The sequence below is a fragment of the Rhodococcus sp. EPR-134 genome (genome assembly GCF_001647205.1).
Taxonomy (GTDB): domain Bacteria; phylum Actinomycetota; class Actinomycetes; order Mycobacteriales; family Mycobacteriaceae; genus Rhodococcus_F; species Rhodococcus_F qingshengii.
Window position 1 is genome coordinate 1 of sequence record NZ_LVCT01000178.1, and the last position, 15,825, is coordinate 15,825.

Below are 15,825 nucleotides of genomic sequence, written 5' to 3' on the forward strand. Positions count from 1 at the left end.
ATGAACAATCACCGACGAAAAATACTCACACCCCGAACATCAGAACCGAAACCCGAAGGCCCGGAACATCATCCGACATGTGAAGTACCAAAAAAATTTTGGCACTGACATTCATCGACACACTGTTGAGTTCTCAAAGAACACGCACACACCATCACCACGACCCTATGGCCGCCGCTCCGGGGCAACTTTTCCAGCCTATCCCAACCTGGCCACCGGCGCAAACCGGAACCCCGTGAAGAAAAACTGGATTGTGTTCGCCAGGCACTTCGTACAACCTCGTGTCACTCACCCTCGCAGGTGGGAGTCGGTGTCCGTGTCGCTCTGACCTGGACAAAGTTACGCGAAGATCAACACAACACCAAATCGCCAGGTCAGCGCACTGGCGCCGGTTAACAGGCGATACTTTTCTCGAATTTTTGCTTCTCGCGATGACTTTCTGCGCCCACTGCGGTCTGTATGAGCAGGAACCAACAGGAACCGAAGCGTTCAGTAATCAGTCAACCGAGTTCAAGGAGCACCCAATGTCTCGTCTTCTCTTCGTCAACATGCCGGTCAAGGACGTCGTCGCTACCCGTGCATTCTTCAGTGGCCTCGGCTTCGAGTTCAACGACATGTTCAGTGACGAGAACACTGTCTCGATGATCGTCAGCGATTCCGCCACCGTCATGTTCCTGAACGAACCGCGTTTCGGGGACTTCATCGCCGACGACATCTGCGACACGTCGAAAGCTCGTGAAGCACTGTTGTGTGTGTCGGCCGACAGCAGGGAGGAAGTCGACACCTTCGTCGACGCGGCGATTGCTGCCGGCGGCAGCAAGTGGATGGAGCCCCAGGATCACGGCTTCATGTACGGACGCGCATTCCGCGACCTCGACAATCACGTCTGGGAGGTCATGTGGATGGACCCGGCTGCGACTGTTCCCCAGCAGTAACGCACAGCAACAGCAGTAACGAGCAGTCGCGCGGGTCCCTCCATACCGGAGGGCTCGCGCAACTCCTTGCCCCTACAACTCGGCAGGGCCCCTACAGCTCGGCAGGCAATCCGAACCGTGCGAACAGACTCAGATCGAAGAAACACGTCACGTGCGAGATCCCGGACTCGGTGACATCGAGAACGTGCAACTGGAAAGCGCGGTGAACACCATCGGGCTCGCGCATGTAGAGGCCGAACGCCGGCTGTCCGTTCGCAGCGGTCGGAAGTAGGCGCATCGCTCCTGGTCCGTCGGCCGGGCATTTGGTTCCGATGAGTTGCCCGATTGCCTCGGGGCCCTGGTACCAACCCTCGAACGGAGGCATCTCCCAGATGGCTTCACGCGTGAACAGTTCGACGATGGCCTCGACGTCGTAGCTCTCGAAGCTGTGCACGTAGTCGCGAAGCAACTTCCGGGCAGCCTCGGTAGTCGGTTCCACGAGATCGTCCTCGGTGGGTCCGATGTGATTGATCTGCGCGCGAGCCCGCTGCAGCAGGCTGTTTACCGCAGTGGTTGTGGTGTCCAGCGCCTCCGCAACTTCCGACGCCTTCCACTGCAGAACGTCACGTAGAACCAGAACCGCACGTTGGCGCGCGGACAAGTGCTGCAAAGCGGCAACAAGGGCGAGCCTGACCGAATCGCGATTGACGACCATGACGGCCGGATCATTGACGTCGCCCAACGCAGAATCGGCGATCGGTTCCAACCAGGCAATCTCGTTGCGCTCGATCAAATCGTCGGCCGGGTCCGAACTAGGTGCGCCGAGGCCGGTCGGGAGGGGACGCCTCGATCTCCCCTCCAGCGCGGTCAGGCAGGTATTCGTCGCGATGCGGTAGAGCCAGGTCCTGAGAGATGACTGGCCCTTGTAACCGTCGAACCCGCGCCAAGCCCGGATGAACGTCTCCTGGACCTGGTCTTCGGCGTCGTGAATCGACCCCATCATGCGATAGCAGTGCGCCAGCAACTCGCGGCGGTACGGATCGGCAAGAGTGAGGAAATCACTGTCCAACGCCTGATCGACTGTCATTTGTTCAGACTAGTGGCCGAGCGCCCGAAACACAGGCGTCGGCGAGAATTCGATCAGGCAGGCGCCTGCACCGCAGTCAACCTGGATCTCTTCCGGAGAACGAACCCCAGTGATTCGTAGAGTCTGATCGCATTCGTATTCGATTGCACTGCATGGAGAAATGGCAGCTCGCCGCGATCGCGAATCCCGGCAGCGACGGCACGGATCAGCGTCGTACCCAGGCCTCGACCCCGAAAGTCGCTGTCAGTGCACACCGCACTGATTTCCGTCCATCCCGGAGGGTGCAACCGCTCCCCCGCCATGGCAACAAGTCTTCCGTCGACGCGAATGCCGTAGTAACTGCCCATCTCGACGGTACGAGGAAGAAACGGTCCTGGCTTGGTGCGCTCGATCAATGCCAGAATTTCGGGAACGTCGCCCGTTCCGAGAAGTTCGACCGACGGATCAACGGAGACTTCGAGTGCGGATCCGTCCATCTGCACCGAGCCGAACTGATCCACAACACGCCACCCTTCCGGCGGGCGATGATCAAATCCTCGTAAACCTACTGTGCCGCCAGGACCTACGAGTGTGAGTAGGTTCTCCCAGTCCTCGGCGTCCAACTCGGGCGGATGACCGACAAACGGCGCGACCGTCGGGTCGTATCGCGCAACTCTCCCTGCCCAGCGAGCGAATTGCGCATGATGTCCGCGAAGTCCTTGTCGCACAGGATCGTCCAGCGGATGGGTGTCGACATCCGTGTCAACTGTCTCGACAAACGACGCCAGGGTCGCCTCCGTGGTCATCGAACCTCTTCCTGCCCTATTTGCCTGTGATGGAGGCGAACGAACCTCCCCGCCCACCTCGATGACAACGCTAGGAACACTTGCTGTCGTAGTCGCCGGATAGAATCAAGATGATTCTGACCTCGACCTGTATTTCCGGCGTCAATCAGGGCTCGATTGCAGATCTGCACCAGGACATTCGTCGCGACGCCTCACCAACCGGAAGGCTATTTGGCATGAGCAACTCCGACCCGATCAGGTCCGCATTCGACCAGTTGCCCCTGAAGGAGATGGACGCTGCAACGCTGGTCTTCGCCATCGAGAGCGCCGTCGACGAGCTGGCGATCTCGGGTGAAACCCTACGGCTCGCCATGGAGGTCGCTACCCTTGCGCACCTCGATCAGTTCAGAAAGAACGGGATCAAGTCCGACGAGGATCCCTACATCGTTCATCCCCTACGAAATGTATTGCGGCTGCTTCGGTACGGGTGCTCCGATGTCGAGATCCTGAGCGCAACCGCGCTTCACGACACGGTCGAAGACCGACCACACGCCGTCATCGCGCTCCTCGGTGGCCAGACTGCAGACGACATGTCCGCATCCGAAGCGCAGGAACGTGCGTCAACACTCATCGCCTCGCGCTTCGGCCACAGAATCTCCGAACTTGTTGAGGCAGTGACCAATCCAATCGACTACCCATGCGACAACACCACCGCCGGATATCAGGATCACGTCATCCGCGCGATAGCGGATCCCGCAGTGTTCCTCGTGAAGTTCAGTGACTTCGTCGACAACGCGGGAAGCGTGAAGTACCTGAGCGAGACCGACAGGCTGAGACTGGTCACGAAATACGAACCACTCGTGGAGCACTTCAAGCGGACTTCACTTGCTCTCGGCAACGGATTGCACCTCCCTCCCTCAGGACTCGACGCGATCGCAAAGCACATCGCAACCATCGAAGGCGATTTCTCGAATACGGTCCGACCGGACATAAAAAATACTCGCCAGTAGTACCGATCAGTAATAATCGAGCAACCCAGAGAATTCTCCGAATATGCGATTTTGTTACCAGTGAGTATTCACTTTCTTGCCGATTTCATTACCATCGTGATCCGTGTCACAAGTCCGAATTCGATTGCACCGCAATGATTTAACGCCATATGTGTAACCGTGGTTCACGTTGACTAATATTCTTCAATTCGCCCAGGTGACATGAGCGTCGACATACTGCATTCTTAGATAAACCAGGGATTCCCTGGAAGCAGACACAATATGTTGCTGATTCGTGATTGGAGCGGTTCTGAGTCCACGCCTGCAGGGTGGCGCACAAGGCACACAGTGCCTCAGCGCACACAGCGCTTCGGTGCACACAGTGCTTCAGCGCAGGGGACTCGACGAACCGGAAGGGCAATCACTTGCCGACGCGCAACCGGGGGAAACACAGCGCATCGCGGCGTAGTTCACGAACCGGGGAATCCGGGTACGTGGGACACGGTCGGCTCATATCGCAACGTACGTGACGAAGAATCTCATCAAGGACGGTGGCAGTGACAATGTTCAAACGAATCGCAGTGGTCAATCGAGGTGAGGCCGCGGTCCGGCTGATCAGGGCTGTACGCGAACTGAACGCCGAACACGACTACGGCATTCGCGTCATTGCGCTGCACACCGAGGCCGAGCGCCGCGCCATGTTCGTCCGCCAGGCCGATGAGGGCGTGACCCTGCGCAGCACCGGCACCGGTAGCCCGTACCTCGACTACGCCGAACTCGAGCGAGCACTGCTCGCAGCCAAGGCCGACGCAGTCTGGGTCGGCTGGGGCTTCGTGGCCGAGGATCCCGCCTTCGCCGAGATCGTCGCGAAACTGGGCATCACGTTCATCGGCCCGAGCGCCGACGCGATGCGCCTGCTCGGCGACAAGGTTGCCGCCAAGATCCTGGCCGAGAAGGTCGGCGTACCGGTCGCCCCGTGGAGCGGCGGACCGGTCGAAACGCGCGCCGACGCTCGTCGTCATGCTCAGTCCATCGGATATCCCCTGATCATCAAGGCCCGAAGCGGCGGCGGCGGACGCGGTATCCGCAAGGTCTGGGCCGAAGACGAACTCGAAGTTGCACTCGAGCGCACGCAGGGCGAAGCAGAGCGGTCCTTCGGCGACCCCGTCGTCTTCCTCGAACGCCTTGTCACCGATGCACGCCACGTCGAGGTACAGGTCATCGCCGACAACCACGGCAATGTCTGGGCTCCGGGCGTTCGCGACTGCTCGATTCAGCGTCGCAACCAGAAGGTCATCGAAGAATCCGCCTCCCCCGTCCTGACCGAAGAACAGTCGGACCACCTCAAGAAGGTGTCCGCCGAACTGGTCAAGGCAGCCGGATACCAGGGCGCAGGCACGGTCGAATACCTCTACCAGCCCGAGAACAAGCTCTTCACGTTCCTCGAGGTCAACACCCGCCTGCAGGTCGAGCACCCGATCACCGAGGTCACCACCGGAATCGACCTCGTCAAACTGCAGATCCTGGTCGCCAGTGGTGACGAATTGGTCGGTGACTGCCCGCCCGCATTCGGCCACGCCGTCGAAGCCCGCCTCAACGCCGAAGACGCCGACAACGATTTCGCGCCGGCACCCGGCACCGTTCAGCTCCTCAAGTTCCCGCTCGGCTCCGGCATCCGGGTCGACACCGGCATCGCTGCCGGGGACGTCATTCCGCCCGACTACGACTCGATGGTCGCGAAGGTCATCGCGTGGGGCCGCAACCGCTCCGAGGCACTTGCGCGTCTGCGCACTGCCCTTCGTGAAACCACTGTCGTACTCGACGGCGGCACTACCACCAAGTCGTTCCTCCTCGATCTACTCGATCGCGACGAGGTCATCTCGGCATCCGCGGATACCGGCTGGCTCGACCGCACGGGCGCCCTCACCGGCACCACTCGCCGCGCGGACGTCGCACTGATCGCCACCGCCATCGATGCTTACGACGCCGAGGAGTCCCTAGAGCGTGCGGCCTTCCTCGCCTCGGCACGTGGTGGCCGCCCACGCGCCAATCACGCGATCGGCCGTACCGTCGAGCTCAACTACCAAGGTCAGGCATACAAACTGACCGTCGGTCGTATCGGCCCGCACCGCTACCGCGTCGACGGAGACGCCGGCGACATCGAGGTCGACGTCGATCGTCTCGGTGACTTCGAGTCACGGCTGGTGATCGGTGATCGCCGCTTCCACGTCGTTTCCGTCGTGAGCCCGGCTCGCTATCTCGTCGAGGTCGACGGCATCAGCCACCAGATCAGCCAGGACGACGCCGGCGTAGTCCGCGCGCCGGCTCCCGCCGTAGTGGTAGCAGTACCGGTCGCGGTCGGCGACGACGTCGAAGCCGGATCCACTCTGGTCGTGCTCGAATCCATGAAGATGGAGACCGCGGTTCGCGCTCCGTACGCGGGCAAAGTGCGTGAGGTTCTCGCTACCGTCAACTCCCAGGTCGATGCCGGCGCACCGCTCCTGCGCGTCGACCAGGTCAGTGAGGAAGCTGTCACGGAGAAGGCTCCGCGAGTCCAATTCGATCTTCCCGCAGCAACTTCCGGGTCCGATACCCGCGCAGATGCATTGGCACAGCTGGAAGCACTGACCGCGATGATCAGTGGCTACGACGTCAGCGGCAAGCACGCAAACGCTGTTCTGGCCGAATACGACGCACTTCGCAGCGCACTCGAATCCGAGGACCGCGAACTGGTCCAGGCAGAACTGGCTGTGCTGACCACCTTCGCCGACATCTGCGAACTCTCGCGCAACAAGCCCACCTCGGGCGAGTCCGCGAAGGACGAGTCCGTCCACAGCCCCCGCGAGCACTTCCACACCTTCCTGCACTCACTCGACTCCGAGCGCGAAGGTTTGCCGGCGTCGTTCCGCACGAGACTCGAACGGGCACTTCGCCACTACGACGTCACCGATCTGGAAGATCGCCAGGCCGTCGAGGAAGCGGTGTACCGACTCTTCCTGGCTCTGCAGCGCATGGAAGCCCAGATCCCGGTCATTGCAGCACTTCTCGAAGGCTGGCTCGTCGGCGACAAGGCTCCCGGTTGCTCGGCGCAGGAGCTCAACGAGGTTCTCGATCGACTCATCGTCGCGACGCAGGTCCGCTACCCCGTCATCGGCGACGTCGCCCGCAACCTTCGCTTCCGGTTCTTCGACGAGCCGCGCATCCGCAAGGTTCGCGAAGACGTCTACGACGGAGTACGCGGCAACCTCGCCTACCTCGAAGAGCAGCCGGACGCTGCAGATTTCGACGAGCGAATCGCCAATCTCGTCGCCACTCCCGAACCGCTCCTGGACCTGTTGGGTCGAAAGATCGGCCTCGGCAACCGCGATGGCGGCCCTCTGCTCGAGGTCATCACGCGTCGCTACTACAAGATTCACTCGTTCGAAGACGTCCGCGTTTTCGAGCACGTCGACCGCCGTTTCGTAACCGGTAACTTCGACCTCAAGGGCGACGGGCTGCATCTGGTCTCGACGGTGGCCGAATTCGATGCTCTCGGTACGGCTCTCGACGATGTCGCCACGATCGCGCAGGATGCTCCATCCGGTCGCGGGCTGGTAGTCGACATCTACCTCGACTGGCCTGATCAGCCCGCCGACGGCGACGCGCTCGTCGAGACGCTGCGCACCGAACTCTCGCGCAACGAGACGATCACACGGTCCCGCCGCGCGACGGTGATCATCTGCAACCCGAACGGGGATCCGGTCCGGTGGGTCACCTTCCGCCCCGTCGACGGCGAACTGGTCGAGGACCACATCATCCGCGACATGCATCCGCTCACGGGTCAGCGTCTGGACATGTGGCGCCTGAAGAACTTCAACGGAAAGCGCCTCCCGGCTCCGGAGAACACCTACCTGTTCCACCTCTCGGCCAAGGAGAATCCGAAGGACGAGCGCCTGATCGCTCTGGCCGAAATCCGCGACGTGACACCGCAACTCGACGACGAAGGTCAGATGGTTGCACTCCCGGCCATCGAGCGCACGCTCGCTGCCTGCCTCGACGGTATCCGTCGTGCGCAGTCCCAGCGCGGCGACAAGCGTCGACTCGCAGCCAACCGCGTCGTGCTCTACGTGTGGCCGGTCGCCGACGTTCCCAGCGAGCGCTTCTCGGTGATCGCTCAGAACGCAGCCCGACTGACCGTCGGCGCCGGGCTCGAAGAGATCACGCTCATCACTCGGCTGAAGGACCGAAAGGGCGGCGCGCCCAAGGAAGTTGCGCTGCGATTCTCCTACCGCGCGGGTGCCGGTGTGGTCATCAACAAGACCACACCCCCCACCGAACCGCTGCTCCCCCTCGACGCGTACGCCCAGAAGGTCCAGAGTTCGCGGGCACGCGGAACTGTGTACCCGTACGAGCTGATTCCACTCCTGACCGGCACCAAGGGCACCTTCGTCGAGCACGACTTCGACGAAGCGGGCGTCCTGTCACCTGTCGAGCGTCCGTACGGTCTCAACAAGGCCGGCATCGTCGTCGGCCTCGTGAACACGCCGACGCCGCGCTATCCCGAGGGAATGACCCGTGTCGCGCTATTCGGTGACCCCACCAAGGCGCTCGGTACCGTCGCCGAGGCCGAATGCTCACGCGTCGTCGCTGCCATCGACCTGGCCGAGAAGTTGAACGCTCCGGTCGAGTGGTTCGCACTGTCCTCCGGTGCCACCATCTCGATGGAGAGCGGCACCGAGAACATGGACTGGGTCTCCCGCGGCCTGCGCCGAATCATCACCTTCACCCAGAACGGCGGCGAGATCAACATCGTCGTCACGGGCATCAACGTCGGCGCTCAGCCCTACTGGAACGCCGAAGCCACCATGTTGATGCACACCAAGGGCATTCTGGTGATGACCCCGGACAGCGCGATGGTGCTGACCGGCAAGCAGTCTCTCGACTACTCCGGTGGTGTGTCGGCCGAGGACAACTTCGGTATCGGTGGTTACGACCGCGTCATGGGCCCCAACGGCCAGGCGCAGTACTGGGCCCCTGACCTCACTGCGGCGTGCGAGATCCTGTTCCGTCACTACGCACACTCGTACCTCGCTCCCGGCGAACGGTTCCCGCGCCGCGCAGCGACGACGGACCCCGTCGATCGCGACGTGCGTAGCTTCCCGCACACCCACCCGTCGAGCGACTTCGAGACGGTCGGCGACATCTTCTCCTCGGCGAAGAACCCGGATCGCAAGAAGCCCTTCGACATTCGCACCGTGATGCGTGCGGTGGTCGACCAGGACCACTCTGTTCTCGAGCGTTGGGCCGACATGGCCGGCGCCGACACCTCGGTCGTTCTGGACGCGCATCTCGCCGGACATCCGGTCACAGTGGTGGGCATCGAATCCCGCGCGATCCCACGTAAGGGGCACTTCCCCGCCGACGGTCCCGACACCTGGACGTCGGGAACGCTGTTCCCGAACTCGTCGAAGAAGACTGCCCGCGCGATCAATGCTGCGAGCGGCAACCGTCCGATCGTGGTGCTGGCCAACCTGTCCGGCTTCGACGGTTCCCCGGAGTCGCTGCGCAACATCCAGCTCGAGTACGGCGCCGAGATCGGCCGCGCCATCGTCAACTTCGACGGACCGATCGTGTTCTGCGTCGTCTCCCGCTACCACGGCGGCGCGTTCGTCGTGTTCTCCGGTGCGCTCAACGACAACATGGAAGTTCTTGCTGTCGAAGGCTCGTTCGCGTCGGTACTCGGCGGCGCCCCCGCCGCCGCAGTGGTCTTCACCCGTGAGGTGAACACCCGCACCAACAACGACCCGAAGGTGCAGCAACTGGAGGCAGACTTGGCAGCAGCCAAGGATGACACGGAGAAAGCACATCTGCGCGTAGAACTGAACGCTCAGCGCATCGCCGTCCGCTCCGACAAGCTCGGCGAAGTGGCATCCGAATTCGAAGCGATCCACAACATCCAGCGCGCCCGAGAGGTCGGCTCGGTGGATGAGATCGTCCCTGCCGCAGAACTGCGTCCGCAGATCATCGCAGCAGTCGAACGCGGCATGAAGCGCGCACTCGCGCAGTAAGTTTCTCCGCACGTCGAGCGGTCCCGCGAAATGCGGGGCCGCTCGATTTGTGTCCAGGCAGCGCCTGCGTCAGACGCCCTCGAGCGCCTCTCCGATCTCTTCGAGGACGTGATTGTGCTGCTCTGTTGCGAGCAGATGCCCCGCTGCAATGGTGACTGCCACGGGCCACTCGATGATCTCGAAGGCGACCATCAGTCCCATCACCGCAAAGTAGGCGATCTGCTCGGGTCTCGGAACAGGGATGGCACCGACGATCGGTAGCTCCAACTCGAAGCTCCGTGCCGAACGGACGGATTCGACTACCGCGCGGTGATCGACGGGGTTCGTGTGGTCGACGGTGTTCTGGGACATGTCACGATTCCTCAGGATTCATCTCGGGTCGCCCGGGAGTTCGGCGACGTGTCACTTCCAGCAGCGACGCTCACAAGCGTGTCCGATTCACCGGTTTCCGCTTCTTTGATTTCCACGTCGCTGATTTCCACGCTGTCGCGGGCGCTGACTCCCCCGGTTCGGGAGGTGTACGCAGTGCTCGTTCGCGTCGGGATCTTGCGAATCGTCGACTGACCGTTCGCGTTCTCCTCAGTTGCGGCAATCCGCTCCAACGCCCGCGGGGCCAGCGCCGCGAGCAGCGTCGCCGCCGACGCGCAGCCCACCGCTTGGCCCCAGGCGATGGGACCAAGCGGCGTGCAACCGAGAAATTGGCTCACCACGGGTGTGCTGACGAGCGTCGCCAGCGCCGCAGCGGATCCGGCAACGGTTGCGACCACCAGCGGACTGCGTGATTCGAGCAGCGTCTGCCCCAGTTGGGTGCCCACCAGGGCAACCAACGCCACCGTCGACGCTCGCCGCCTCCTACCGCTCGCCCGGGCCAGAAGCCACGCTGCCAGCGCACCGATTGCCGTGGCACCGCCGCGGACAGCGATCGTCTGCCACAACGCATGAGCGTCCATCTGTTCGGACTTCTCGGATCCGTTCTCGGACGGGGTGCTCACCGCAAGCGCGGCAGCGGGCAAGGCGTCCGTCATCAGATTGACCAGTAGCAACTGCCTTGCGTTGAGCGGTGATTCGCCGGACAACGCAGAACCGATCAGCGCGAATGCGACTTCACCCGCGTTGCCTCCGAGCAAAACCCCTACCGCTGATCTGACCCGCCGCCACAATTGACTGCCCTCGTCCAATGCGTCGGTCAGTCCGCCGACACGGCCGTCGAGGAGCACGATGTCTGCGGCGCCGCGCGCCGGATCACTGTCGGTCGACGACACCCCGATTCCCACGCTGGAAACTCGGATCGCCGCAGCATCGTTCGCGCCGTCACCGACCATGGCGCACACCCGCCCGTCGGTCTCCAACGCTTGCACGATCTCGACCTTCTGCTCGGGTGTCACGCGCGCAAAGACGCTGCTGCCGCGGACCGCATCCCGTCTTTCGGCCCGAGAGAAGTTCTCCCAGTCAGGACCGGTGACAACATCCTCGCGTGCGACGTCCAACCCCAGTTCGGTGGCGACCGCGGCCGCTGTTGTCGGATGATCCCCGGTCAGCACGCGCACTTGCCGTCCGTCGCCTCGAAGTTCTCGAACAAGTTGCGTTGCTTCGGGTCTGAGCGTGTCCGAGAGTCCGAGAAGGCCGACCGCTTCCAACCCCTCGGAGCAACACTGTTCGAGAAATTGCGAGTCTTCGCCTGCGCGTCGCGCGTCGTGTTCCGACAACTCGCGCTGGGCGACGGCAACCACCCGCAGTCCGCGTCCGGCCATGCTTTGAACGTGCTTCGCCGACACAGCATTCGGATCTCGTCCTGCTTCGGTCACGAATTCCGGCGAACCTTTGAGTGCGATCCGCCTGCCGAGCAAAGCTGCCGAGTACGGCCGCCCCGACCTGAACGGAACGAGGTTGTTCGCCTCGACGTCACCGAAAACCGAAGCATCGTCCAGAGCTTGCTGGGCTGCATCGACGACGGCAGCATCCGTCGAATGAAACACGCGATCGTCGCGACTTCCCAAGGCACTGCGCGCCGCAACTTCCAGAATCTCGCTTTCGTCCCAGCCGTCGACGCGTTCGACCGCGGCCACCCGTAGCTTGTTCTCGCTGAGGGTTCCGGTCTTGTCGAAGCAGACCACGTCGACGCGACCGAGCGCTTCTATCGATCGTGGCGCACGAACCAACACTCCTGCTGCAGTGAGCCTTCGCGCTGCGGCCTGCTGAGCCAGAGTGGCAACCAGAGGCAGCCCCTCCGGCACGGCAGCCACAGCCACGGCCACACCTCCGGTGACGGCGCGGCGCAGACCGGTACCACGAAGCAGACCCGCGACTGTCACCAACGCCCCACCGCCGATACTGGCCGGCAGGGTCGCCCTCGTGAGTTCGCGAAGTCTGTTGGTCAGGCCCACAGCAGGTCCGGATCGGGACACACCGACATCGGCACGCCTGGTCACCGTTCGGGCTCCGATGGCCGTGACCACGCCACGACCGGATCCGGCAAGCACTGTTGTCCCTGCGTAGGCCATGCACCGTCGCTCGGCCAGTGGCATCCCAGGGGTCGGGTCGGTCTGCTTGTCGACGGGCAGGGACTCTCCCGTCAACGACGACTCGTCGACTTCCAGTGATTCGACGCTCAACAGGCGACAATCTGCGGGCACGATGTCCCCGGACTCGATTGCCACGACGTCACCGAGTTCGAGCGCGTCGGCCGCTGTCTCGACCGTGCCGTCGTTGGTTACTCGCCGAGCTACCGGTTCCTGAGTCCGCAAGAGCCGCTGCACCGCCCGCTCCGAATGAAGCCGTTGAACAGCGGACATCGCGGCATTGCCGACCAAGACCGAGCCGACCAGGACGGCGTCTACCGGTGAACCGAGGACTGCACTGGCAGCGGAGCCGGTCGCCAACACAGGCGTCAGTGGATCCGCCAATTCTGTTCGCAACGCCGACAATCCGTCACGGATCAACCTGAACCGTGCGGGCGCTCGCACACGAGCTTCCGCACGGTGCGGTGTATGTCGGATGGATTCGGATAGTTCGCGAACGACAGCATCACCGTCCATCTCATGCCAGGTATCGCTCGGAGTACCGACAGGGACGGGCGCTTGAATCACAGATCGGGACAAGGTGTATCCGGTCCACAGTCCCGCGGCCGAACCAGCTGTGATCGGCCCCGGCCCAGCCCCTCGAACTCCCGGAAGCATGATCAAGGCACCCAATGCCGAAGAGCCTGAGGAGAGTTCGACACCGCGCCTCGTCGCTGTTCGAGCAGCCGGGAGCGCATGGACAACCCGCCACGCCCCGGCCAAGTCGGTGTGGATGTCGGCACTCACGTGCTCGCCACTCGGTGGTGAAATCCCGATGCGTAGCACTGCCTGTCCCGATATCGCCCTACTCGACACGATCGCAACTGTCCGACCCTCGGCCACCAACGCCGAGAGAGCCTCGCGCAGGCCGGCTTCGGCAGTCGATTGCGCCGGATAGAGCTCGTCGAATCCACTTCGCAGTGATCCGAGCCCGTCGTCGTCGATCGTGACGGCTGCGACCCCGGCCGCACGTATTTCGCCTATCAGTGTTTCCGCCAGACCTTTTCGCACGGGTCGCACGACCACTTCGGCGCCGCCGAAGCGGTGCCTTCCCACTCCCACAGTTCCGTCGTTCAGAGCTTTCCTGGCTTGTTCCCACACTGCGACGCGATCCGACTCGGCCACCTCTCGTATGTCGGAAACCCGGAGCGAGTCGTCGAAGAGGACGCTCGGATCGACGAGGACGGTGTCAATACGATCGAGCATGCGTAGAGCCGCAGAGTCCGAAACGGCGGTGTGGTGCGTCCGCCACAGACCGTATGACACACCAGCAGCGAATGATTCGCGCGACATCCGAAGCGGCCGCGGCGCCGAAACCTTGATACTCGTCGCGACGGTGTCGCCGCCGGCAGAGACGGTAGCCAGTGCAGCGCCGGCCACCAACTGAACCCCTGCGATCCTGTCTGCGTAACGCTCACCTGAGCCACTCGGTTCAGGCCTCACGGAAGAACCGCGACCGCCAGGTTCGAATGGCCCCACACGCCGAGAGCTTCGCGCCGCCAGAGTTTCGCGCAGCAGCATCGTCCGCAGCCAGAAATCCACGCCCAATGACGCAGGCGCATAGGTCAGAACATCCGCGAACGACGTCGCCGACTCCAATGCGAAGTCGGTGAGCGAACGGCCAAGGCGCTGTTCGATTCGCCGACGCACCCGGGGTTGATAATTGATCGCCGACACCGCCGCCGAGACATAGGCGGAACCTGGGATTCGCGGGGCACCGAATATCGATCCCGCTGCTGCAGGAATCATCCCCACACCCGCCAACGCGAGGGTGCCGGTCCGCAACGCCACGTCACTGACAGCGGTTCGCGGAATCGTCGAACCACCCACCAACGCGAGTCCCGACAACGCCAGACGCGGAGGCAAAGTTGCCACCGACACCGCACGCCGGGCCATCGCTGAGAACATCAGTGAGTGGATCGAGTGTGCGAAGAACTGTGAGTTCGATCCTGTGACCGGCCGGCCGCCTTGTGGGAGTTTCCGCTCGATTCCTTCTTTACCTGTTCTGGCTTGCTCGTGCGGCCAACCGCCTTGACCTCGCGATCCGTCCGACCGCTCTTGCGATCCCATTCGTGGAGTATCAGGGCCGTGCCGCCGACTGCCAAGATCACCGGCCATTCCACCAATCCCGCCGCACCCACGGCCGCCATCGTGAGAACCGCCGTCGGCGTCGAGGAACTACCCGCACGAATTCCGTCTCGGACACCCTCCGCCGATCCGCGTATCCCGCCCGTCACTCCACCGATCACTCCACCACCGACGGCTCCGGCCACCGTCGTCGTTGCGTCTGCCACCCCACGAACGACGCGGGTGGCTTCGTCCACAATCATCATCGGACGCTCCTATCAGCAGTCCATCGAAGAATTCAGTATTTGAGGCCATACCCAACGCTGACGGCGGCAATCACGATCCGATACATTTTTCGGCGAACCTGGCGAGGGCGCGCCATCGCCAGCGCCGTGAGAGGGTACGGTGCGGGATGCAGCGACCACCTTCATCGACGGGAGTTCCACACAGTGGCGATCATCGGAAATTCGGACCTCGACATCTTCCGACTTAGCTTGGGCGGCAACCCTTTCGGATGGACAGCAGACGAGAAGACGTCCTTCGAGATCCTCGACTCGTTCGCCGAAGCCGGTGCAAATTTCATCGACACCTCCGACTCGTACACGGCGTCGGCTCCCGGCAATTCCGGCGGGGAATCCGAAACGATCATCGGGAAATGGATCACCGATCGGGGACTGCAGAACGACATCGTCGTCGCCACCAAGGTGGGTAGCCATCCCGATTTCAAGGGCCTGAAGGCCGACAACATCGCGGCCGCAGCTGAGGCGTCGCTGCAGCGCCTGCAGACGGACTGCATCGATCTGTACTACGCGCATTTCGACGACCCGCAGACTCCGCTCGAGGAAACTCTCGAAGCCTTCAATGCGTTGGTCGTCGCGGGCAAGGTTCGCTATCTCGGAATCTCCAACTACAGCCCCGACCGCGTCCGGGAGTGGCTGCGGATCACCGAGGAGAACGGTTACGCCGCGCCCATCTCGCTGCAACCGCACTACAACCTGGTTCACCGCAAGTCGTACGAACCCGAACTTGCCCAGATCGCCACCGACAACAACATCAGCGTCTTCCCGTACTTCGCTCTCGCTTCCGGCTTCCTGACCGGAAAATACAAGACCCGCGCGGACATCGAAGGCAGCTCCCGCGAACGACTGACCGCCGGATACTTCAGCGACGCCGGACTCGACGTCGTCGCGGAACTGGCGACAATCGCGCAGGCACACGACAGCGAGATCTCGACCGTCGCGCTGGCCTGGCTGCTGACTCGACCGGGCATCACCGCACCGATCGCGAGCGTCAGCCGGCCCGAGCAGCTCCCGGCGCTACTGGACGCCCCGAATCTGGTGCTCTCGTCGAACGAACTGGACACTCTCGAACGGGTGTCGGCGGCAGTCGGAGCCTGAGA

9 protein-coding genes are annotated in these 15,825 nt (G+C 62.8%); 4 read left to right on the forward strand and 5 right to left on the reverse strand.

Annotation, left to right across the window (positions count from 1 at the left end):
- The first annotated feature begins 524 nt into the window (after positions 1-524).
- Complete coding sequence (locus A2J01_RS07990; protein ID WP_030536900.1) at positions 525-935, forward strand: VOC family protein; 411 nt, start codon at positions 525-527, stop codon at positions 933-935.
- 91 nt (positions 936-1,026) lie between these two features.
- Here A2J01_RS07990 and A2J01_RS07995 read toward each other — a convergent pair whose 3' ends face one another.
- Positions 1,027-2,001, reverse strand: a complete 975-nt coding sequence (locus A2J01_RS07995; protein WP_003945115.1) for a sigma-70 family RNA polymerase sigma factor — start codon at positions 1,999-2,001, stop codon at positions 1,027-1,029.
- Between the two features lie 53 nt (positions 2,002-2,054).
- Positions 2,055-2,786 (reverse strand): GNAT family N-acetyltransferase, encoded by a 732-nt coding sequence (locus A2J01_RS08000; protein ID WP_030536901.1) that lies wholly within the window; start codon positions 2,784-2,786, stop codon positions 2,055-2,057.
- A 215-nt stretch (positions 2,787-3,001) separates the two neighbouring features.
- On the opposite strand from A2J01_RS08000, the gene A2J01_RS08005 reads away from it, so the two are divergent.
- Both A2J01_RS08005 and A2J01_RS08010 read left to right on the forward strand, forming a co-directional pair.
- Positions 3,002-3,775: a hypothetical protein gene (locus tag A2J01_RS08005; protein ID WP_225320093.1), complete on the forward strand. Its 774-nt coding sequence runs from the start codon at positions 3,002-3,004 to the stop codon at positions 3,773-3,775.
- A gap of 542 nt (positions 3,776-4,317) precedes the next feature.
- Positions 4,318-9,801: an ATP-binding protein gene (locus A2J01_RS08010; protein ID WP_064112469.1), complete on the forward strand. Its 5,484-nt coding sequence runs from the start codon at positions 4,318-4,320 to the stop codon at positions 9,799-9,801.
- 69 nt (positions 9,802-9,870) lie between these two features.
- On the opposite strand, the gene A2J01_RS08015 is transcribed toward A2J01_RS08010, so the two are convergent.
- The 3 genes from A2J01_RS08015 to A2J01_RS08025 are packed head-to-tail and all read right to left on the reverse strand — an operon-like array spanning position 9,871 to position 14,692.
- Entirely contained in the window at positions 9,871-10,152 is a 282-nt protein-coding gene (locus A2J01_RS08015; RefSeq protein ID WP_030536904.1) for a hypothetical protein, read from the reverse strand.
- An 11-nt stretch (positions 10,153-10,163) separates the two neighbouring features.
- A complete protein-coding gene (locus A2J01_RS08020) occupies positions 10,164-14,267 on the reverse strand; it encodes a cation-translocating P-type ATPase (protein ID WP_064112461.1) in 4,104 nt (1,367 codons plus the stop codon).
- Positions 14,267-14,692, reverse strand: coding sequence for a hypothetical protein (locus A2J01_RS08025; protein ID WP_064112462.1), 426 nt, complete (start codon positions 14,690-14,692; stop codon positions 14,267-14,269). The genes A2J01_RS08020 and A2J01_RS08025 overlap by 1 nt, the downstream gene beginning before the upstream one ends.
- A gap of 183 nt (positions 14,693-14,875) precedes the next feature.
- Here A2J01_RS08025 and A2J01_RS08030 point away from each other — a divergent pair, with 183 nt between their 5' ends.
- On the forward strand, positions 14,876-15,823 hold the full coding sequence (locus tag A2J01_RS08030) for an aldo/keto reductase (protein ID WP_064112463.1): 948 nt from the start codon (positions 14,876-14,878) through the stop codon (positions 15,821-15,823).
- Positions 15,824-15,825: the final 2 nt, after the last annotated feature.

Excerpts from the sequence above, each read along its gene's own strand:
- A2J01_RS08015 (WP_030536904.1), bottom strand. The coding sequence starts at position 10,152 with ATGTCCCAGAACACCGTCGACCACACGAACCCCGTCGATCACCGCGCG.
- A2J01_RS07990 (WP_030536900.1), top strand. The coding sequence starts at position 525 with ATGTCTCGTCTTCTCTTCGTCAACATGCCGGTCAAGGACGTCGTCGCT.
- A2J01_RS08005 (WP_225320093.1), top strand. The coding sequence starts at position 3,002 with ATGAGCAACTCCGACCCGATCAGGTCCGCATTCGACCAGTTGCCCCTG.
- A2J01_RS08020 (WP_064112461.1), bottom strand. The coding sequence starts at position 14,267 with ATGTTCTCAGCGATGGCCCGGCGTGCGGTGTCGGTGGCAACTTTGCCT.
- A2J01_RS08010 (WP_064112469.1), top strand. The coding sequence starts at position 4,318 with ATGTTCAAACGAATCGCAGTGGTCAATCGAGGTGAGGCCGCGGTCCGG.
- A2J01_RS08025 (WP_064112462.1), bottom strand. The coding sequence starts at position 14,692 with ATGATGATTGTGGACGAAGCCACCCGCGTCGTTCGTGGGGTGGCAGAC.
- A2J01_RS07995 (WP_003945115.1), bottom strand. The coding sequence starts at position 2,001 with ATGACAGTCGATCAGGCGTTGGACAGTGATTTCCTCACTCTTGCCGAT.
- A2J01_RS08000 (WP_030536901.1), bottom strand. The coding sequence starts at position 2,786 with ATGACCACGGAGGCGACCCTGGCGTCGTTTGTCGAGACAGTTGACACG.